Origin of the sequence: Pseudodesulfovibrio portus, assembly GCF_026000375.1 — a bacterium.
Lineage (GTDB): Bacteria > Desulfobacterota > Desulfovibrionia > Desulfovibrionales > Desulfovibrionaceae > Pseudodesulfovibrio > Pseudodesulfovibrio portus.
The window spans coordinates 107,780-127,409 of sequence record NZ_AP026708.1 but is presented as its reverse complement, the minus strand read 5'-3'; the positions used below and the strand labels follow the sequence as shown (position 1 = coordinate 127,409).

Here is a 19,630-nt window from a genome sequence, read left to right as displayed (position 1 = left end):
CATTGCGACCGGCTATAATTTTCGTATTTTGAATCGATTACTTGCGCCAGAATTCAGGCACGAACAGAATGATGACGGTATAGATTTCGAGCCTCCCGAGCACCATGCAGAATGTCAGCACCCACTTGGCGGTGTCGGGCAACCAGGCGAAGTTGTCGGTGGGCCCTACTCCGCCGATACCGGGACCGATGTTGCCGATACAGGCCAGGGAGGCGGCAAATGACGTAACCACATCCACTCCCGTGGCCGCAACCACGAAGGCCGCCAGAACGAACAACCCGATCCAGAGAATAAAGAAGCCCCAGACGCCGCTGATGACGTCATCCTTGACCACGATCCTGCCCATCTTCACGTGGCTGACGGCCCGGGGATGGATAAGCCGGAACAACTCCTGATAGGACTGCTTGCAGAGCAAGGTGATGCGCATGACCTTCATGCCGCCGCCGGTCGACCCGGCGCACCCGCCCACGAACATGCAGAAAAGCAGGATGGCCTGTGTGACGCCCGGCCATAGCTCGTAATCAGCCGTGGCAAACCCGGTGGTGGTCAGGATGGATGCCACCTGAAACGATGTGTAGCGCACGGAGTCGGCGACATTCTCATAGTTGCCGCCAACATAGACAGCAATGGTAATGACCACGATAAAGACCATGATCATGGAAGCGAAAACACGGAATTCAGGGTCCTTGAACATTGCCGATGGACGCCACTTAAGCAGCAGGTAATGCAGGGAAAAATTAACTCCGGCGATAAGCATGAACAGCGTGATCACATAATCGATGTAGGCGCTGTCGAAAGCCGCCACCGAAGCGTTCCGGGTGGAAAAGCCTCCCGTAGCCATGGTGCCGAAGGTGTGGCACAGGGCGTCGAACAAATCCATGCCGCCGAACAGGAGCAGCACGGTCTCGGCCACGCTGAACAGGAGGTAGACCTTCCACAGGGTCATGGCCGTATCCTTGATGCGCGGCTTGAGTTTGTCCGGAGTCGGTCCCGGCACCTCCGCCTTATAGAGCTGCATGCCGCCGATGCCGAGAAACGGCAGGATGGCCAGAGAAAGCACGATGATGCCCATGCCGCCGAGCCAGTGGGTCAGGCTGCGCCAGAACAGCAACCCGCGCGGCACGGCCTCGATGTTCGTCAGCACGGACGACCCGGTGGTGCTGAAGCCGGACAGGGATTCGAACACGCAATCCACCACCGACTCGAAAACACCGCCAAGATAAAACGGCAGGCCGCCCGCAAAACCGGCGGCGAACCACCCCAGAGCCACGATAGCCATGCCTTCCCTGTGGGTGATGACCGATGACGACGCCTCAGGATCGCGGAAAATCAGAAACAGCAGACCGCCCATCAGAATGGTGATGCCCATGGACAGGGCCAGGGGGTATGCGCTGCCATCGCCGTAATACACGCCCCACGCCAGGGGAAAGATCATGGTCATGCCGACGCAGGCCACCAATGCGCCGATGACGTAGAGCACATAACGCCAACGCATTTTAGAAGAACTCCACCTTTGTGGTCAGGACTTTTTCGACCTTGGGGATATTCTGTCGAGTGGAAATGATGATCAGCCGGTCATTGGGCTCCACCCGCGTGTCGCCGCGGGGGATCAGGACGTCGTCACCGCGCTGGAAGCAAAGCACCAGGCAGCCGCGGGGGAAATTGAGGTCCTTGACCATCTTGCCCACGATGGGGGAATCCTCAAGGATGACGGTCTCCAGCGCCTCCGCTGCTTCGCCCTTGATGGATACCGACGACATGATCCTGCCGCGACGGATAAAGTGCAAAAGCGAATTGACCGCCGACAGCCTCGGACAAACGACGTAATCGATGCCAATGGGCTGGATGAGCGGCATGTAGCCGAGATTGTTGACCCTTGTGACCGTACTCTTGGCACCCAGGCTCTTGGCGAGCAAACAGGACAGGATGTTGGTCTCCTCGTCGCCGGTCACGGCGATGACCATGTCCATGTCGTGGATGTTCTCCTCGCGGAGAATTTCCTGATCCGTGGAGTCGCCCATGAGCACGATGGGCCGGTCCAGGTGCTCGGAAAGGTATTCGCACCGTTCCTGCCGGTTCTCCAGCAGACGGGTGTGGTAATATTTGTTGTCCAGGGCCTTGGCCAGCTTGAAACCGATGTTGCCGCCGCCGATGATCATCACCTCGCGGACGGGCTCGCTGGAGACTCCCAGCCGCTCGAGGATTTCCTCCTGATCACGGATATCGCAGACGAAATAGACCACGTCGCCCTTCTTGATGACGTCCAGGCCGCTGGGAATGATGAGCTGGTCGTCGCGAACGATGGCCGCGATGACGATTCCCAGGTCCTCGCCGATCTTGGTGCGCAGATGGATGAGTTGACTGCCCAGAATGGGGCTCTCTTCGGGAAGATTGATGCCGATGAGTCGGATTTTGCCCCCGGCGAACTCGTTGATCTCCACCGCCCCGGGCACGGACATGAGCCGCAGGACCGAATTGACCACCTCTTCGTCGGGGTTGATGATCTTGGTGATGTTCGCCCCTTCTCCAGTAAGCAAATGCTTGTAGTTCGTGTACATTTCTCCACGAACACGAGCAAGCTTCGTGATCTTCTCGTTGAGCATGTTGGCGAAGAAGCAGGCGATGAGATTGATCTCGTCGGAATCGGTCACGGCCAACAGGATGTCGGCTTCCTTGATACCCGCATCCTCCAGGACCTTGGGGCTGCTGCCCGATCCCTGGATGGCCTGCACGTCCGAGGTCTCCGCGACTTTGCGCAGGGCCTCGTCGGAGGTGTCGATGACCACGACTTCCTTGTTCTCGACCGCCAGACGCTGCGAAATATGAAAACCGACCTCACCGGCCCCGATGATGATGACCCGCAAATGACACTCCTGTATGAATCAGACTTGCACCATTCATGCTAGTACGCTGGTTTTTCCCCCAGCGCAACCGACCGGGGATCCCTACCGTCCAATAAAATCCGTTTGTTACAGAATAAGGCGGCCCTGTCGAGCAGGACCGCCTCATGCGATTCAAGGTCAGGCTAGAGAATGGCTTCTTTGACCGCGTCGATGCCGATCTTCCTGAGCATGGTGGCTGAACGGGCACGCTTCCCGCCGTTTTCCGCATAAAAATCGAGAAACCGCTGCACCAACTCCACGGCTTCCCCCCGGGTCAGCTGTTCGGCCAGGACATCGGCTATACGCGGCCTGCCCGAGGCATTGCCGCCCACGACCATGGTCCACCCCTTCGGCTTGCCGATGAGCCCCACGTCGCGCACGAAGCTCTCGGCGCAGCACATGGGGCAGCCGGACACGCCGACCTTGAGCTTGGCCGGCAACTCCTTGCCCACGAACATCTCTTCCAGTTCCAGGCCGAGTCCAAGGGAATCGCGAACCCCGAGCTTGCAGACCGCCGTTCCCGGACAGGCCTGCACGTAATGGACACAGAGTCCCACAGCCGGGCCCACGTCCATCTTGAGATCTTCCCAGACCTGATCCACCTGCTCCTCCTCAAGGCCGACCAGAGCGATACGTTGGCCCGAAGTGATCTTCATGACCGGGATTTCATATTTTCGCCCCACTCTGGCCAGGGCTTCGAGGACTTCGGGTGTCACCAGCCCCACAGGTGTCCGGGGGACAATGGCATAGGTACGCTTGTCGCGCTGTAAAATGGCTCCCTTGGGCAGTTCCTTGTCCGCCATGACCAACCCCTCCAGATGATACGTTACCGGCCGAATACGGCCTGTTCAACGGCCTTGATGCCCACGCGTTCCACAAAACGAGCCGTACGTTCCTTGACCTTGGCGTTGGCGGCATAGAAATCAAGCGCCCTGCCGATGATCTCGAAGGCCTCTTCCTTTGGGACGTCCTGTGCCAACACATCGGCCTGTCGCGCCCGCTTGCCGCCGTTGCCGCCGAAGGAAACAGTCCAGCCGTGCTTTTTGCCAACCAGACCCACATCGCGGATCATGGATTCGCCACAGCACATGGAGCAGCCGGAAGCGCTTGACTTGAGCTTGGTGGGTAGCTCGTAGTCATTGAGGAATTCCTCGAGCTCGGCGGCCACGGCCATGGAATCCTGCTGCCCCAGATTGCAACCGGTGGTGCCGAGGCAGGCCTGGACCTTGTGTTTGTATATGTCACCCACGGGGCCGACCTTTTCGATGACCTCGGGCAGGACGGCCCCGGGCACGCCGTCGATGAGCAGGCGTTGGCCCGTGCTCAACCGAACGCCTTCCAGGCCATACTCCTCCACCACCTTGGCAATGGCGATCAGATGGTCGGCAGCCAGCTTTCCCTGGCTCATGCGAGGGACGACAGTGAACGTGCCATCCTTCCTCGGCTTGACGGCCCTCATGGGCAACTGTTCAATGAATGCTTTCAGTTCCATATCAAATTGGGGGGGCTATGGTTACCAGGACACGCATATCCGTGGTGGCGCTCACACCGTGCGGTTCGGCGATCTCCGACACAAGCACGTCGCCGGGATTGGCGGGCATGGTGGCGCCGTCGCCGGCCAGGAACTCTCCCTGGCCCTCCAGGATGGTCAGGGTCAACTCGCCCTCAAGGTCATGGGAATGAACGGGCAGCTTCTGCCCCGCCTTGAAGTTGAAGTTGATGACCTTCATGAACTCGGACTCATGCACCAGATAATTTGAAAAGGTCAAGTCCTTGAAACCATGTTCCTTGTACAACTCTATTCTCTTCATGACGCTTCCTCCTATACTTCGAATTGAAGGGGAACCGTTTCCAGCACCTCGCCGGTACGGGCCACGGTCACGCGGACGGTGTCCACAGATTTTCCGGCGCGCTTCACGGCCTGATTCAGGATAACGCTCATGGACGAGCAACACGGCACTTCCATCTCCATGACCGTGATGGAATTCAGATCGCTTTCCGCAATGATGTCGGCCAATTTCTCCACATACGACATCTGGTCGTCGAACTTTGGGCAGCCCATGAGCACAACCCGGTACGGAACGTATTCGCCATGGTATCGCGGCATGGCCACAGGCACGCAGTCGGCGGTCAGCAGCAGGTCCGCGTTCTTGAGGAACGGCGCGGTTGGCGGCACAAGGCGAAGCTGGACCGGCCAGTGGGAAAGCGCGGAACCGGATTCCTGGGCAACAGGCACGTTGGCCTGGCCGCAGGGTGTCATGGTCCGCAGAGCCGCGCCGGGGCAGCCGCCCGCAGGCTTTCGGGGTGCGCCGTCCATGCGCAAACTGGCGGGATCGGGCATGTGATCCGGCACAGTACGCCCCTGAGCCTTCAAGTGGTCAGCCACGGCTTCGGGATTGAAATCCTCCGCCTCGCGCACTTCAACCTTGAGCGCACCGGTCGGACAATCGCCCAGGCAGGCACCCAGGCCGTCGCAGTAGATCTCCTTTACCAGTTTGGCCTTGCCGTCGACGATGGCCAGGGCACCCTCTTCACAGGCGGGCACGCACTGGCCGCAACCGTTGCACAAATCCTCATCGATGGTGATCATCTTACGTTTGCTCAACATGACTATATCCTTTTTTTCTAATTGGTTATATTCGCGCCACGCCGAGAAAAACGGCATGCAGCGCAACAACCAGGACGATGAACGCAACCCTGGCATGTTCACTCGACAATCCCGGAAAACGATAGCCGATCAGCCTATGCGCACAGGCTGACACGCAGTCACCGCACAAGGTGCAGGACAATCCGGGAGCGCCTTGCCCGACCCTGGATTCGTCCAGGGCGTTGTACCGGCATCGGGTGTAGCAGGCTCCGCACCGGGTGCAATCCGCGTCAATGCGGATGCGCCACGGAGAAATCCTGCCGAAAATGTTGGCAATCAGCCCCATGGGGCAAAAAGTGGTGCAATGGACCATCATGCCGGTCTTACGCGACAGGAAAACCATGATGCCCACACCCGCCAGTCCAAAACCGGCCCCGAACAGGACGGCGGTCGCGCCCGGCACACCCATGGCGCGCAGCCCGTATGCCAAGCCCAAAGCCAGGATAATCGTCGTGGCCCGTCCGGCCACGCTCAACCGACCGATGGTTCCGCTTGGTGCCGGACGGCCGCCCAGTCGGCTCATGGCGTCGTCCCAGGCCCCTATGTAGCAAAGATGGCTGCACCAGGCGGGACCGACCAGAAAAACGGTCACGGAGAACAGGATGAGCATGAAAAACCCACCGCTCCGGAATACCGGCCCGGCCACAATCATGGCGGGAACCGGCAGGTGCAGAGTCCCGGTCATGAGCATCCGGTCCATGCCGAGCAGTCCCAGCCCCAGTTGCAGAAAGAAGACGGCCGAGAACAGCCCCCAGATACGCGGGCGGTATTTCCGGTGCTTCGCGGGATGCAGCATGAGTCCGCCGATCCACTGGGCGTAAAACGCCAGGCCGAAGATTTCAAACCAGCCCCAGCCCGGCAGATAGCGGTCAAACAGAAGAATGGGGAACGAAACGTTGTGCCGGGCCATGGCCAGACCGAACACCGTCAGCGCAAAGAGAAAGAAACGGGCCCAGGCGCTGTCCTCTTCCCGGCTGAAATACTGCTCCATTCGCTGGCCAAGCATGACAGCCAGGGCCAGGCCGTCCAACAGGATGACGCCGGCCATGATGACCGCAAGCCGTATCCACGGGATGTCCAGGGCCTGGCGAACGGAGATGAAATCCACGGTGGCGTCCGCCCAGACATATCCGCCCCACACGAACGCAGCTGCGGTCGCCAGGCGCACCCAGGAACGGCGGGTGAACATGAGACCGGCCAGGACCGCCAGGGATGCGGTCAGGCCCGCGTCGCCGCGTCGGAACGCATGAGCCGCCAGCAGCAGCATGGCGACAAGCGGGATGATCAAACGATAGTGGCGCAATTTTCCGTTCTCCATGGCCTGACCCTGGACTTTTTTTTTGACGGCAACCATGACTTAGGTCAAATTACCGTATCAAAAAGAAAAAAGAGGTACATGATTACATGGATAAACTGATGGCGGTGAAGACCATCACCTTCTTCGAAGGATTGCCCGAAGAGCAATATGCCAAGCTGGCGGACATCGCGGTGGAGAAAAAGTACGCCAAGGGTGAAACCCTGTTCCCGGCGGACGTGATCGCGGACGGCTTCTATTCGACAGTCCTGGGCAGGGTCAAGGTCTTCCGCACCTCTCCGGCAGGCAAGGAGCAGATCCTGCACGTCTTCGGCCCCGGCGAAGCCGTGGGGGAAGTCCCGGTATTCCAGGGCTCCACTTTCCCGGCCCAGTGCGAGGCCATCGAGCCCTGCGAGGCCCTGTTCTTCCCCCGCGACCGGTTCAAGAAGGTGCTCAGCGAGGACCCTGACATGGCCATGAAGATGATGGCCATGCTCTCACAGCGCCTGCGCATCCTGGTCAACAAGATCGACGACCTGAGTCTCAAGGAGACGCCCGCACGGGTGGCCGCCTACTTGCTCCTGCTGCGCTCCTCCCAGGACTCGGAGACCTTCCGCCTGGACCTTCCCAAGGGGCAGATCGCGCTCTACCTCGGCACCATCCAGGAAACGTTGTCCCGCATTTTCAAGCGGTTCACGGAAGACGGCATTATCCGCATCAACGGCAAGGAGATCACCATTCTGGATCAAGACGGGCTCCAGGACATCGCCGACCAGGGCCGTTGACACCGGCATTGCACGGACAAACGCAAAAAGCCCGCTGCACGCAAGTGCAGCGGGCTACAATATTGCAGCAGGAAAATGCTACGCAGCGATCTTGTTGACCGCGGCCTGGAGGCGGGAAATCCGGCGCTGAGCCTGACGCTGATGGATGATCTTCTTGCGGGCGGCCCGGTCCAGAATGGAGCTGGCGTCCTTGAGAGCCTCCTGCGCCTTTGCCGCATCGTTTTCCTCGATGGCGATACGAACAGCCTTGACGGTGTTCTTGATGCGGGTCTTGGAAATGCGGTTGCGGGCGCGACGCTTCAAGCTCTGACGATGCCTCTTCAGTGCGGATTTGTGATTAGCCAATGTCGTTTCTCCTGATCTTTCTTATCGTATTTAAAAGCGTAAGTTTGCTATTCTTCCCAAAGGGAGTGCCTTTTATATGGACTCTCTCTCCGATGTCAAGCGTTTTCTGGCCTCAGCCTATACCTGCAGTGCGTTGAAATCAGCCAAACGACCCAGGCGATCCACCAGGGCCTTGAGCAGATTCAACCGGTTCAGCCGGACTGCACCGTCATCACACATGACCATGACGTTGTCGAAGAAGCCGTCCACGGTGGGTCGCAACTCACCGAGAAGACCGAACAATCCGGTGAAATCACCGTTCTCCCACAGATCGTCGAACCGAGGGGCCAGCTCTTCCAGGCGGGAGCCGAAGGCCTGCTCATGCTCACCCTCGAACAGGTCGCTGTCGTAGCTGCCGGTCAATTCCTGCCCGGCCTCGTCGCCCTGCTTGCGGATGATATTCGCGGCGCGCTTGAAGGTCAGCACGGCCTGCTCGAAATCCTCTTCCTTGCTGAACACGGAGAGCGCTTCAAGCCGGGCCTTGAGGGTGCGGATGTCGTTGAACCCGGCACCCAGCGCCGCGTCCGCCACGCGAGTGGCGTACCCCTGCCCTGTGAACAGGGCACGAAGGCGTTGAGCGAAGAATTCCTTGAGTTTTTCCAATGCCTCGGGCTGCTCCACCTTCCACTTGACGCCGGAATACGCTTCCTGCGCCCAGGTCAGGAGCTGTTCGAGGTCCACGTCCAAATCATGCTCCATGATGATCCGGGAGATGCCCAGGGCGCAGCGACGCAAGGCGTAAGGGTCGTTGGCGCCGGTAGGCACCTTACCCAGGCCGAAGCAACCGGCCATGGTGTCGACCTTGTCCGCCATGGACACCAGGGCTCCGGCCAGGCTGGACGGCACCGGGGTGTCGGGACCGGCGGGCAGATATTGCTCGTAGATGCCGCCGTAGGCGATGTCGCCCTTGCCGGCACGCTCGGCATAGATGCCGCCCATCTTGCCCTGCAGCGAGTCGAATTCAATGACCATTTCGGAAACCAGGTCCGCCTTGGCCAACCGACCGGCCTCGGCATATTTGCCGATCTCGCCGGGCATGATCCCCTTGGACTCGGCCAGGGTCTCGGCCAGCTTGCGGCACAGGGTCTCGATGCGGCGGGATTTGTCGCCAACGGATCCGAGCGGGCCGAGAAAGACCACGTTCTCCAGCTTGTCCAGCCAGGTGTTCATGTCCACCTTGCAGTCCGCCTCCCAGAAGAAGCGGGCGTCTTCGAGGCGGGCCTTGAGCACCCGTTCCCAGCCCTTCTTGACCAGGGGCACGGCCTTTGGCTCCAGGTTCAGGGTCGTCAAGAAATGCGGCAGCAGCTTGCCGTCCGCTCCCTGAACGCCGAACGATTTCTGGTGAGACTGCATGGAGGTCAGGAGCACCTCGCGCGGCAGTTCGAGATACAGGGGGTCGATGTCGCCGATGAGCGGCTTGGGGTACTCGACCAGGTTGGCCACCTCGTCCAGAAGGGAATCATTCCAGACGATTTCGCCGCCGAGTTCTTCGGCCAGCCGATTGCCCTCGGTCACGATGGTCTTTTTCCGGACTTCGGGGTCGATGACCACCTTGCAGTCGTTCTCGATGATGGAAAAATAGTCGGCAGTGGAATTCACGATGAACGGCCCGGAGCCCATGACGCGATGACCACGCGTCTCGCGGCCCGATGTCAGATTCTCCAAAGTGAATTCAATGACGTCGGCGTCGAGCAAAGCCACGATCCAGCGTACGGGACGACCGAAAGCGAAATCGTATCCGCCCCACCGCATCTTCTTGGGAAAGGAAAGCGATTGCACGCACTTGATGCATATCTCAGGCAGGATATCGGCGGTCTTGCCGCCGCCCACGATCTTTTTGGCCGCCAGGTACTCGCCCTTGCCGGTCTCCATCTTAAACAGTGCGTCCTCGGGAACGCCCTGCGTCTTGGCGAAACCGGCGCCCGCCTTGGTCAGATTACCGTCCTCGTCATAGGCGATGCGGACCGGAGGCCCGGTGACGGTTTCCTCCTCCTGAAGCTGCGTCAGAGCCAGGGAGGGAACGTGCGCGGTGATGCGGCGCGGGGTGGCATAGCACTTGACGCCTTCATTTTCGACCATGGATTCCGAAAGCCCCTTGGCAAAGGCGACCTCAAGCTCGGCGGCCAGCTTCGGCACGAAGCGGGCGGGCATTTCCTCGGTTCCGATTTCCAGTATGAATTCGGCCATTGTTCTTCTCTTTTCCATATGAATTCGTATCGTTTACTTCTGGAGCATGGGGAAGCCCATTTCTTCACGCTGGTCCGCGTAGAGGCGGGCGATCTTGGAGGCCAGGTTGCGCACACGACCGATGTAGGTGGCCCGCTCGGTAATGGAGATTGCCCCCCGAGCGTCCAGCATGTTGAAGGAATGGGAACACTTGAGGCAGCAGTCGTACGCGGGCCACGGCAGCCCTTCTTCGCACAGACGCAGGCATTCTCCCTCGAACTTGTTGAACAGATCAAACAGCATGTCTGCATCCGACAACTCGAAATTGTATTTCGACATCTCCACCTCGTTCTGGTGGTAGACGTGCCCGTAGGTGATCTCATTGTTCCACATGAGGTCGTAGACGGACTCTTTCTCCTGCAGGTACATGCAGAGACGCTCGAGACCGTAGGTGATTTCCACGGACACGGGCTTGAGATCGATGCCGCCAACTTGCTGGAAATAGGTGAACTGGGTCACTTCCATGCCGTTGAGCCATACTTCCCAGCCCAAACCCCAGGCACCGAGGGTCGGAGATTCCCAGTCGTCCTCGACGAAACGGATGTCGTGGGCCGATGCGTCGATACCGATAGCGGCCAGGCTCTCAAGATACAGCTCTTGGACATTGTCCGGGGACGGCTTGAGGATGACCTGAAACTGGTAGTAATGCTGGAGGCGGTTCGGATTCTCGCCGTACCGACCATCGGTGGGCCGACGGGAAGGCTCAACGTAGGCGGTCTTCCACGGCTCCGGGCCGATTACACGGAAAAAGGTGGAGGGGTTGAACGTACCAGCCCCGCATTCGATATCCATGGCCTGGACAACGGCGCAGCCGTAATCCGCCCAGAAGTTCTGCAATTTCAGTATGACTTCCTGAAAATTCATTAGTGACTCCAACTATACCTTTTTATACATGCCGCCCTCCCAGGACAGGCCCAGGTGGTAGGCGACGAAAAGTTCGATGAGCTGACCGGCCTGCCGCCGGACCTCGTTGTCCATGGAAACGGTAAGCCAATCCATCGGTCGGCTCTGTTCGATCCAATCCAGGGCTCGCAGCACCCCGGCGGAAATCGGTCGAGCAAATCCCTCTAACGGTTTCCCGGTGGAAAGACAAGTCCGGCAGGCCACCTGGCCCTTCTCCACGTCGAAACGGTAGCCGCCTTCGCTGGTCACACTCTCACCGCACGAGCCGCAGGTCAGGAAGTCCGGTTTGAACCCCATGTCAAAAGCCAGCTTTCCCCGAAAAAGCCAGGGCGTGAACTCGCTGCTCCCACCGCCCTCTTCAAGCATGAGCAGGGTTTCCAGAAGCAGCTGATAGGCAGGCTTGGCGTCCGCCGGGTCGATCTCGATGGCCTCGATGAACTTGATGCAGTTGACTGCCAGCCCGGTCCTGACCGGGTCCTTGCGGACGGTCGAAAAATTGTTCAGCAGCGTGCCCTCTTCAAGGACCGTGTAGGTACCGGTCTTGTTCGAACCGATGGTGAAGAGAACGTGGGAAAGAGGGTCGAGACAGCCGACGAACCGTCGTCGGCTCCGGTTTCCGCCGAATGCGAAACCGTTGAATATGCCCCTGGTGGGCGTGAGCAACCTGACCCAGCAGTCGGCCTCCCGAAAGCATCCGACCTTGAGTACCAGACACTTCTCGGTGGCGTTCACGGGGACCTCGGGACGTTACCGGCTCGCCCCGAAGACGAGTGTCTGGATATTGCTCTTGTTATCTTCCAGGGGATAGGGCTCGCCATTGTATGTCACTTCGACCCCAGCCACATTGCCGATGCGAATCCGTCTGGGATTATTGAACATCAACCTAAGCGGCTCGCCCTTCTTCAAAACGAAATCGCGGGCCATATTGGCCTCGTCGCCCTTCCACAAGCCGACCCAGCACCCCTTGTCCGTGGTGGCCCGGATGATCAGCACATGGGCGTACCGCACCCCCTCCTCCTCCGAGGTCTGGGTGGTGCTGTCCACGGCTTCGGCGTCTTCGGCCAGCGGCTTTTCGGGCACGACGGCTTCGAGTCCCGTCTGCTCGACCGGGACCGGAGCTTCGGACCCGGAAACAGGTTCCCGGTCAGTTGCATCCGGAGCAGCCTCCTCCATCGGAGCAACATCCTGAACGGGCTCCGCCTGAGACTCGACCGGTTCCTCAACAGGGGCGGCAGGCTGTTCGCTCACCTGGGCGGGCTTGACGGGCGGTGTCGGGGTGTCCCCGGTCTTGTTCAGGTTGAGGACAAGCAACACCACGGCAACGGCAACGGCCAGAAAGACCAGGATGGACGGCCATACGGGCCGCTTCCGCTTCTTGGGCGCATCCATTTCCTGAAACGCCTTTTCCGCTGCGGGAGACACGTCGTAGGAGACTTCCTCGATTTCCGGCGTCTCGGACTGGTACTCCCGATCCACGATCATGGACAGTTCGTCGGCATCCAGACCCAACAACCGAGCGTAACTCTTTATGAACCCCTTGGTATACACCGGATGGGGCAGGGAGGAACGGTCACCCTTTTCGAGCGCGACCAGATTGATTCGACTGATCTTCGTGGCTTCCATGACCGCCTCGATGGTCAGTCCTCTGGCCTCTCGCTCCCGTTGCAGCGTCAATCCAAGTTCCTGGAAATCCATTGCATCACTCTCCATCGTCGGGCTTCATGGACTCGTCCATGTAAATGATGACCGCGCTTTCCTTCAACTGATCAAAATATTCAGTGAAAGCCTGTTCCCGTTTTTTCTGCATCAACTGTTGGAAGAGGTCATCCCGAACATCTTCAAGAGGCACGAGCGCGTCCTCGGATATCTTCAGGGGAGACAGGAGCGCCTGCTGGCCCTGGATGGTCAGGGGATCGCTGACTCCATCCTCGGGCACGCCGACAAGGGCCTGCCTCCACTCCTCGGCAAGATCGGCGTACTTCATTTCGCCCAGTGAGCCGCCGCTGTCCACGGCCGGTCCCACGCTGTACTTGGCCACTGCTTCGGCAAAGGTCATCTCGCCATCGGCTATGCGGGTCCTGACTTCCACGGCGGACACGTCAACGGGCAGCAGCAGAAGCGCCACCTCCACAGTCTTGTCCAGGGAATACTGGTCCTTTCGGGCCTCATACTCGGCCTCGATCTCGGAATCCGTGACCAGGACCTTCTTGTTGACCTTGTGGCCGACGATTTCCTGTTTCTCCATCATCTGCTTCAAACGTTCCCTGAATTCATCGACGGTCAGGCCGTCCTGGGCCACGGCCGCCTCGAAGGCGTCGTCGTCCAGTTCACGCTCCTGCTTGATCCGGTCGATTTCCTTTTCAACGTCCTCATCGGTGATGGCGATGCCGTACAGCTCAACCTCCTGCTGAATCAGGATGTCGTTGACCATGTCGACCAGGGCACGCTTGCGGAGAGCCTTGAGCTGCTCCTGCTCGGCCGCAGAGAGTTCGCGATCCTTGATCTGGTCAAGAATCGGCTGAAGCTTCTCATCCAGGTCGTACTGGGTGATGATATTGTTGTTTATCTTTACCAGGATGCGATTGATCACCTGGCCGGTGGCCCAGGCCTGTGCGGAAGGCATGGCCAACAAGGCGATGATAAGCAGGGATAGGACTTTCACTCTGGATATACTCCTCAAAGCGGCGGGCCCTTGGGGCTTCCCACCAAATTTTTGACGAATTCTAGTCGGTTTACGCTGACTATGCAACGATTGCACCGGATTAATTCTCCGGGGGTTCTTGGGATTCCACAAAGTCTCCAGCCTCTTCGGGCGTTTCCTGCGGGATTTCTTCGGGCTCCCCGACTTCCTCAAGGGGCTTGTCCTCAAGGGTCTGGGTCAGCAGGTGTTCGCTAACGGAAATCTTCGCGGTGGCCAGCTTGTCGGACAACCACTGCTCGAAAGCCCTGTGCAGCTTGCTCTCGAGGAGGGCCTCCTCCACCAGGGGGTAGGCCTGGGCCGGTTCCAGCACCTTGGCTTCGCTCCGATCCAGCAGTACCAGCGCCTCGAAACCGAACTTGTCCGCCAGGACCGGACTCGACTGTCCGGCTTCCAGCCCGGAAACGGCGTTTTTCCAGGCAGCGGACATGCGTCCTTCACGCACCACGACCTCGCGGGTTTCCACCTCGCCGAAGGCCGTGGTCAGGTTCATCTGGTCCCGGTCCTGCCGGTACTTTTCAACGGCCTTTTCCACCAGTTCCCGGCTGGGGCCTCTGACCACGAGTATCCGCAGGCTTTCGGGAAGGTAAAAATCGGAAATATGGTCGCGGTAGTATTTCTCCGCTTCCTTGTAGTCGATCTTGATCTGCGGCCGCAGGACCAACTGATAGAACTTCTTCTGGGCAAGGTGATACCGAAGCTGCATCCGCCAGGATTTGAGGTCGATGTATTCCTCCACCAGGACCTTTTCAAAGGCACCCTCGGGGTAATCCGACCGGACGGCGTCCTCGGCCTTCCGCAATTCCTCGTCGGTCACCGCCAAATCCCTTTGCTTCAACTCCTGGGAAACCAATTCCTGCACGATCAGGTCGGCCAGTATGTCGCCGTATTCGCTGCTGAGCTTTTCCACGCTGGGAACATAGGCGCCCACGGAATCGGCCTGAATCTGGTCATGCTGAAATTCGAGCTGGGTCAGATAGATGGGGCTGCCGTTGACGCGGGCGACGATGCCGATATCGTCGGCGTCGCCCGAACAGCCGCAAAGCACGGCCAGCAGCAGAAGGATCATGGTGGTGCGAAATAGTGTCATTCTTTGCCTTGGCTTTACGCGGCGTCTGCGCCGCTGTCGAGCATGGTTTCCAGGTCGGCGGCCGTGTCCTCAAGGGCCTGGCGCATGGTCGCCGCCTCGCCGTGGCGCACTTCCAGTTTGGCCGGGGGCAGCAATTTGGCCTTGCCGCTCCGCTGTCCGACCCAACCGATCAGGGTTTCCGGGCTGACCGCGATCGCGCCGTCGTTCCATGTCACGACCGCCCTGCCGGGATACAGTTCGGCCCGGGCCGCCTGCAGCCGGGAGAGCGTCTGCTTGATGCGCAATACGCCCAGGAACGTTTCCAACTCCTCGGGAAGCGGGCCGAAACGGTCGCGAATTTCAGCTTCCAGTTCCCGCAACCCCATGTCGTCCGTGGTCGCGGACAACGCCCTATAATAACGCAGCCGTTCCTTCGAGTCCGGAATGTAGCCGCCCGGAATGTGCGCCTCGAAAACAAAGTTGAGTTCAGGATCGCTGGCCCGGGTATCCTCCACGCCCCGGATGCGGCGGACCTCCTCTTCAAGCATCTCAAGGAAGAGATCGAGCCCGACCTTGGCCATCTGACCGGACTGCACTTCGCCCAGAATGTTGCCCGCGCCGCGCAGGCGCAGATCCTCCATGGCCACCTTGAACCCTGCACCCAGATAATCCATGTCCAGAATGATACGCAAGCGTTTGCGCACAATTTCCGAAATATCATTGACGGATGGGACCACGAAGTAGGCATACGCCTGCCGCTCGCTTCGGCCTACCCGACCCCGCAGCTGATAGAGCTGCCCCAGGCCGAACAGCTGAGCCTGATCCACGATGAGCGTGTTGGCGTTGGGAAAATCCAGGCCGGACTCGACGATGGACGTACACACGAGCACGTCGAGCTCGCCGTGCCAGAAGTCGCGCATGGCCTCCTCGAGCGCCTTCTCGCCCATGCGCCCGTGGGCCATGCCCACCTTGGCCTCCGGCACCAGTTCACGGACATACTCGGCCACGCGCTCCAGCCCGTTGACCCGGTTGTAGACCCAGTACACCTGGCCGCCGCGTTCCAGTTCCCGCTCCAGCACGGCCTTCAACTCCAGCTGCTCGCGCTCCATGATGGCGGTTTCCACGGGCTTGCGGTCCAGAGGCGGCGTCTCGATGACGGACAACCCCCGTATGCCGGACAGGGAAAGCTGCAGGGTGCGCGGAATGGGCGTGGCCGTCAGGGTCAGCACATCAATATTCTGCCTGAAATGCTTTAGTTTTTCCTTGTGCTTGACCCCGAACCGCTGCTCCTCGTCCAGAATGAGCAGGCCGAGGTTGGGCAGCTCTACGTCCTTGGACAGGATGCGGTGGGTGCCGATGAGAATATCTATCTCGCCCCTGGATGCGGCCTCGATGACCGTCTTCTGCCGCTTGGCGGACACGAAACGGCTGAGCATGCCGACCCGGACCGGAAACCCTTCCATGCGCTTGGTAAACGTCTGGTAATGCTGCTCGGCCAGCACGGTGGTAGGACAAAGCAGAGCCACCTGAAGCCCCTCCAGCGCGGCCCGAAACGCAGCCCGAAGCGCCACCTCGGTCTTGCCGAAGCCCACGTCACCGCAAACCAGCCGGTCCATGGGCTCGGGCTTCTCCATGTCGCGGAACACGTCGGCAACGGCCTTGTCCTGATCCGGGGTCTCCTCGAACCCGAAGGAGGCCTCGAACTCGGCGTACATCTCGTCCGGAGGTCCGTAACCGAACCCCTTGGCCACGCGGCGGAAGGCGTACATCTCGACCAACTCATGGGCGATCTTCTCGATGGCTTTGCGCACCTTGGCCGTGGTCTTGGCCCAACGGGTGCCGCCCAGCTTGTCCAGGGCCGGTGCCTTGGCTCCCTCCGGCCCCTTGAACCGCTGCACGAGATTGAGCCTGTCCACGGGCAGATAGAGTTTGTCCTCACCCGAAAAATACAACAGCAGATAGTCGTTGGCCCCCTCGCCGATGGACATATGATGCAGCCCGCCGAACTGGGCCAGCCCGTAGTCGCGGTGAACCAGCAGGTCGCCCTCGGACAGGTCGTCGTACCGCTCCAGCCCCTTGAAGGGCTTGTCGCGATCAGCATGGATCGCCGGAGCGTGAGGCTGCAACACCTCTTCGCCCAGGATGCGCGTCTGGTTCCAGGCAAGCTCCATGCCCTTGCGCAGGGGCGACACCAAAGCGAAAATGCCCCGGCGGCCCGGCGTGAATTCGAGGCTCATGGGCAGCCCTTCCTGCTGGGCCAGGCTGAGGAACTTGGTGCGCGAGCGAACGGTGCGGAAGCTCAAGATGGTGGTCTGCCCGGCGCGGTTCCACTCCTTGAGGCCCGCCATGAGCGCGACCCAGGGCCGCCGGGACTCCTCGGGCTTCCAGAACAGATCGGAAAATTCGCTGTACGGGGTCTCGGACAGGTCCGCGCCGGTCTTTTCCCTACCGATGGTCAACTCCTCGAACACCAGTTGCCGTGCGTTGCGCCACGCCCCGCGCGCCGCCTCGTCGCTTCGACAGATGAACCGCCGGGGCCAGGCGACCCCCTTCTGGCGTTCCTCCTCCTTGAGATAGTCACGCCACGCCTGAACACGGTCTTCCAGCCGCGCCCTGAGTGCGCCGCTCGACGACAGGAGAAAGATCGCGTCATTGGGGAAGTATTCCTCCAACCCCACAGGCTCGTCATAATACAGGCCCGGCCAGACGTATCCGTCATTGGCTTCCAGCCGCTCGGAGAGAGAATGCTCGAGAGCAGCGGATATCTCACCGGTCTTCCTGAGTTTGTCCCATAAATCGGTAGCGCGCATGGCCCGATCAGAGGTGGTGATCCCCGGTGCGACTGGCATCAGGACCGCCTCGGCCATATCCGCCCTGGAGCGCTGGGAAGCAGGGTCGAAAAGCCGAATCTCCTCCAGGGTATCACCGAAAAATTCAAGCCGCAGGGGCAATTCGTAGCCGGGTGCATGGATATCGAGAATGTCGCCGCGCATGGCCATGTCGCCCGGACCGGACACCAGCTTGCGGCGCACGTATCCCCAGGACACCAGTTGCTCCAGCAGGATGTCCGGGGACATTTCCTCGCCCTTGGTCAGGGACACCCAGTTCTCGCGCAGGACCGTTTCCCCCGGCCAGTGCGGCAGGAGGTTGTCCACGGTCATCAGCAGGCCGAACGGGCGGCGTCCGTAGGTCAGGCCATAGATGGCGGACCAGCGTTCGCTCCACGTTTCAGCGTCCGGGGTCTTCGAGGTGTACGGCGGCAGGAACAGCCAGTCCCGTTCCCAGGCCGGCCGATGGATGTCGCCTTCCGTGCCGGAGGAAAACAGGGACAGCAACGCCCGCATCTCCCTGAACTCGGTCACGCCGGGCACCACGATGACAACGTTTTCACCCTTGGACAGCAATGAACCGGCCAGCAACGCCTGTGAGGCCGGGCCGCTCTTGAAGATACGGACCGAATCCGATGCGCCGCGCATGAATTCAGCTATTTCACTGGGGAATACGGTCGTCATGGGTACAGGATATTTCCATTTAATCTAAAACGAAAGTGTGTATGACCGACTGCAATTCGCAGAGCGCTGCAATCGCACAGGTATCGGCAAAATAAAGCCGCCCCACTCCCTAGCGGGAGCAAGGCGGCTTGTCATCAACTAAATTGGCCCTGCTAGACCGCGCTCAGGGCTTCCATTTCCTCATTGTCGAGCAGGGAATCGAGATCCAGGAGGATCAGCAGCCTGTCGCCCAACTTGCCGACGCCGTGAATGTAATCGGCATCCATGCCGGCCACCACGGGCGGCGGGGGCTGTACCGAACTGGCCGGTATGCGCAGGACTTCTGACACGGAGTCGACCACGAAACCGACAATGATCATTTCGTTCTCTATGACGATGATGCGGGTATACTTGTCGTGTTCCTTGGACGCCAGGCCGAACCGGCGGCGCATGTCCACAATGGGTATGACCTTGCCGCGCAGATTGATGACGCCCTCGACGAATTCCGGGGCTCGGGGAACGTTGGTGATCTCCATGGTGCGGATGATCTCCTGCACCTGAAGAATATTGACCCCGAACTCCTCCTCGCCGATGCTGAAGGTAACCAGTTGGGTCAATTCCTGATCGATTTCCGACTCTTCGACATCGATGTTTTCTTCGACATCAAGGTTCATGGCAACCTGTCCTTGCTGGTTCAGTCTATAAAAAAGGACCACGATTTTCAGGTATTGAATGTGTCAACTGGCCGTTTCTTTGTCAATCATAATTCCATTGACCCAACCGATTGGAGCACTCCCGGCTCAATTACAGAGCCCGTTATGGGACTTCATTTTTTTCGCCAATGAATAAAAGCTGTTGAGGAATTTATAATATCGGACCGCGCAAAGTGTTGTTGACGATGCAGATATAAAGGACTAACGTATGTTTCACTTTACCCCTATTTATCTGATTTTTTTGACTTTTTAAATTAGGATGGCCAATCGCACATGGGTCAATATGCCAGTTTCAACGATCACGGCTCCCTGGAAGAACAGGTCAAGAGCCTGGCCGACGAAGAGCTGCTTGATTTCTGGGAAGAAACGCAACAGCTTGCCAAAATGCTGGATCAGGACGAACAGACCGACATAGAATACAATCCCGAATACGAACGGGTCATATTGCAGGAATTGCAGTACCGCACCTGCTACAAGGGCCAGTTCTAGATACGCCCGCAAAAAACTCCCCGCTTCCAAGGAAGCGGGGATTTTTTTT

18 protein-coding genes are annotated in these 19,630 nt (G+C 59.4%); 2 read left to right on the top strand and 16 right to left on the bottom strand.

All coding sequences use genetic code 11. From position 1 onward, the window contains the following. Positions 1-37 precede the first annotated feature (37 nt). From OO730_RS00655 to OO730_RS00625, 7 genes are all read right to left on the bottom strand, one after another. The gene (locus OO730_RS00655) at positions 38-1,495 is read right to left on the bottom strand and encodes a TrkH family potassium uptake protein (RefSeq protein ID WP_264982655.1); all 1,458 of its coding nucleotides are present in this window, start codon (positions 1,493-1,495) and stop codon (positions 38-40) included. 1 nt (position 1,496) lies between these two features. Then, entirely contained in the window at positions 1,497-2,864 is a 1,368-nt protein-coding gene (gene trkA, locus OO730_RS00650) for a Trk system potassium transporter TrkA (protein ID WP_264982654.1), read from the bottom strand. Positions 2,865-3,025: 161 nt separating this feature from the next. Then, the gene (locus OO730_RS00645) at positions 3,026-3,685 is read right to left on the bottom strand and encodes a nitrite/sulfite reductase domain-containing protein (RefSeq protein WP_264982653.1); all 660 of its coding nucleotides are present in this window, start codon (positions 3,683-3,685) and stop codon (positions 3,026-3,028) included. 23 nt (positions 3,686-3,708) lie between these two features. Beyond that, a complete protein-coding gene (locus OO730_RS00640; protein WP_264982652.1) occupies positions 3,709-4,374 on the bottom strand; it encodes a nitrite/sulfite reductase domain-containing protein in 666 nt (221 codons plus the stop codon). Between the two features lies 1 nt (position 4,375). After that, complete coding sequence (locus OO730_RS00635; protein WP_264982651.1) at positions 4,376-4,693, bottom strand: cupin domain-containing protein; 318 nt, start codon at positions 4,691-4,693, stop codon at positions 4,376-4,378. 11 nt (positions 4,694-4,704) lie between these two features. Further along, a complete protein-coding gene (locus OO730_RS00630; protein ID WP_264982650.1) occupies positions 4,705-5,490 on the bottom strand; it encodes an ATP-binding protein in 786 nt (261 codons plus the stop codon). Positions 5,491-5,515: 25 nt separating this feature from the next. Next, positions 5,516-6,847: a 4Fe-4S binding protein gene (locus OO730_RS00625; RefSeq protein ID WP_264982649.1), complete on the bottom strand. Its 1,332-nt coding sequence runs from the start codon at positions 6,845-6,847 to the stop codon at positions 5,516-5,518. Positions 6,848-6,933: 86 nt separating this feature from the next. Between OO730_RS00625 and OO730_RS00620 the strand changes: the two genes are divergently transcribed. Continuing rightward, positions 6,934-7,608, top strand: coding sequence for a Crp/Fnr family transcriptional regulator (locus OO730_RS00620; RefSeq protein ID WP_264982648.1), 675 nt, complete (start codon positions 6,934-6,936; stop codon positions 7,606-7,608). 78 nt (positions 7,609-7,686) lie between these two features. Here OO730_RS00620 and rpsT read toward each other — a convergent pair whose 3' ends face one another. The 9 genes from rpsT to OO730_RS00575 all read right to left on the bottom strand — a co-directional run bounded on the left by rpsT (position 7,687) and on the right by OO730_RS00575 (position 19,053). Next, positions 7,687-7,953 carry a 30S ribosomal protein S20 gene (gene rpsT, locus OO730_RS00615; RefSeq protein WP_264982647.1) on the bottom strand — a complete coding sequence of 89 codons (267 nt, stop codon included), beginning with the start codon at positions 7,951-7,953 and terminating at the stop codon, positions 7,687-7,689. Between the two features lie 117 nt (positions 7,954-8,070). Next, positions 8,071-10,179: a glycine--tRNA ligase subunit beta gene (gene glyS, locus OO730_RS00610; RefSeq protein ID WP_264982646.1), complete on the bottom strand. Its 2,109-nt coding sequence runs from the start codon at positions 10,177-10,179 to the stop codon at positions 8,071-8,073. Positions 10,180-10,212: 33 nt separating this feature from the next. Next, a complete protein-coding gene (glyQ, locus tag OO730_RS00605) occupies positions 10,213-11,082 on the bottom strand; it encodes a glycine--tRNA ligase subunit alpha (protein ID WP_264982645.1) in 870 nt (289 codons plus the stop codon). A gap of 12 nt (positions 11,083-11,094) precedes the next feature. Further along, on the bottom strand, positions 11,095-11,853 hold the full coding sequence (gene recO, locus OO730_RS00600) for a DNA repair protein RecO (RefSeq protein WP_264982644.1): 759 nt from the start codon (positions 11,851-11,853) through the stop codon (positions 11,095-11,097). 15 nt (positions 11,854-11,868) lie between these two features. After that, positions 11,869-12,816: a helix-turn-helix domain-containing protein gene (locus OO730_RS00595; RefSeq protein ID WP_264982643.1), complete on the bottom strand. Its 948-nt coding sequence runs from the start codon at positions 12,814-12,816 to the stop codon at positions 11,869-11,871. Between the two features lie 4 nt (positions 12,817-12,820). After that, positions 12,821-13,783: a SurA N-terminal domain-containing protein gene (locus OO730_RS00590; RefSeq protein WP_407681900.1), complete on the bottom strand. Its 963-nt coding sequence runs from the start codon at positions 13,781-13,783 to the stop codon at positions 12,821-12,823. Between the two features lie 100 nt (positions 13,784-13,883). After that, positions 13,884-14,909, bottom strand: coding sequence for a peptidylprolyl isomerase (locus OO730_RS00585; RefSeq protein WP_264982641.1), 1,026 nt, complete (start codon positions 14,907-14,909; stop codon positions 13,884-13,886). Positions 14,910-14,923: 14 nt separating this feature from the next. After that, positions 14,924-18,400, bottom strand: coding sequence for a transcription-repair coupling factor (gene mfd, locus OO730_RS00580; RefSeq protein WP_264982640.1), 3,477 nt, complete (start codon positions 18,398-18,400; stop codon positions 14,924-14,926). Between the two features lie 152 nt (positions 18,401-18,552). After that, the gene (locus OO730_RS00575; RefSeq protein ID WP_264982639.1) at positions 18,553-19,053 is read right to left on the bottom strand and encodes a chemotaxis protein CheW; all 501 of its coding nucleotides are present in this window, start codon (positions 19,051-19,053) and stop codon (positions 18,553-18,555) included. Positions 19,054-19,365: 312 nt separating this feature from the next. Between OO730_RS00575 and OO730_RS00570 the strand changes: the two genes are divergently transcribed. Then, positions 19,366-19,581, top strand: coding sequence for a hypothetical protein (locus OO730_RS00570; RefSeq protein ID WP_264982638.1), 216 nt, complete (start codon positions 19,366-19,368; stop codon positions 19,579-19,581). Positions 19,582-19,630: the final 49 nt, after the last annotated feature.

Excerpts from the sequence above, each read along its gene's own strand:
- OO730_RS00655 (WP_264982655.1), bottom strand. The coding sequence starts at position 1,495 with ATGCGTTGGCGTTATGTGCTCTACGTCATCGGCGCATTGGTGGCCTGC.
- OO730_RS00645 (WP_264982653.1), bottom strand. The coding sequence starts at position 3,685 with ATGGCGGACAAGGAACTGCCCAAGGGAGCCATTTTACAGCGCGACAAG.
- OO730_RS00640 (WP_264982652.1), bottom strand. The coding sequence starts at position 4,374 with ATGGAACTGAAAGCATTCATTGAACAGTTGCCCATGAGGGCCGTCAAG.
- OO730_RS00635 (WP_264982651.1), bottom strand. The coding sequence starts at position 4,693 with ATGAAGAGAATAGAGTTGTACAAGGAACATGGTTTCAAGGACTTGACC.
- OO730_RS00630 (WP_264982650.1), bottom strand. The coding sequence starts at position 5,490 with ATGTTGAGCAAACGTAAGATGATCACCATCGATGAGGATTTGTGCAAC.
- OO730_RS00625 (WP_264982649.1), bottom strand. The coding sequence starts at position 6,847 with ATGGAGAACGGAAAATTGCGCCACTATCGTTTGATCATCCCGCTTGTC.
- OO730_RS00620 (WP_264982648.1), top strand. The coding sequence starts at position 6,934 with ATGGATAAACTGATGGCGGTGAAGACCATCACCTTCTTCGAAGGATTG.
- glyS (WP_264982646.1), bottom strand. The coding sequence starts at position 10,179 with ATGGCCGAATTCATACTGGAAATCGGAACCGAGGAAATGCCCGCCCGC.
- glyQ (WP_264982645.1), bottom strand. The coding sequence starts at position 11,082 with ATGAATTTTCAGGAAGTCATACTGAAATTGCAGAACTTCTGGGCGGAT.
- OO730_RS00595 (WP_264982643.1), bottom strand. The coding sequence starts at position 12,816 with ATGGATTTCCAGGAACTTGGATTGACGCTGCAACGGGAGCGAGAGGCC.
- OO730_RS00585 (WP_264982641.1), bottom strand. The coding sequence starts at position 14,909 with ATGACACTATTTCGCACCACCATGATCCTTCTGCTGCTGGCCGTGCTT.
- mfd (WP_264982640.1), bottom strand. The coding sequence starts at position 18,400 with ATGACGACCGTATTCCCCAGTGAAATAGCTGAATTCATGCGCGGCGCA.
- OO730_RS00575 (WP_264982639.1), bottom strand. The coding sequence starts at position 19,053 with ATGAACCTTGATGTCGAAGAAAACATCGATGTCGAAGAGTCGGAAATC.
- OO730_RS00570 (WP_264982638.1), top strand. The coding sequence starts at position 19,366 with ATGGGTCAATATGCCAGTTTCAACGATCACGGCTCCCTGGAAGAACAG.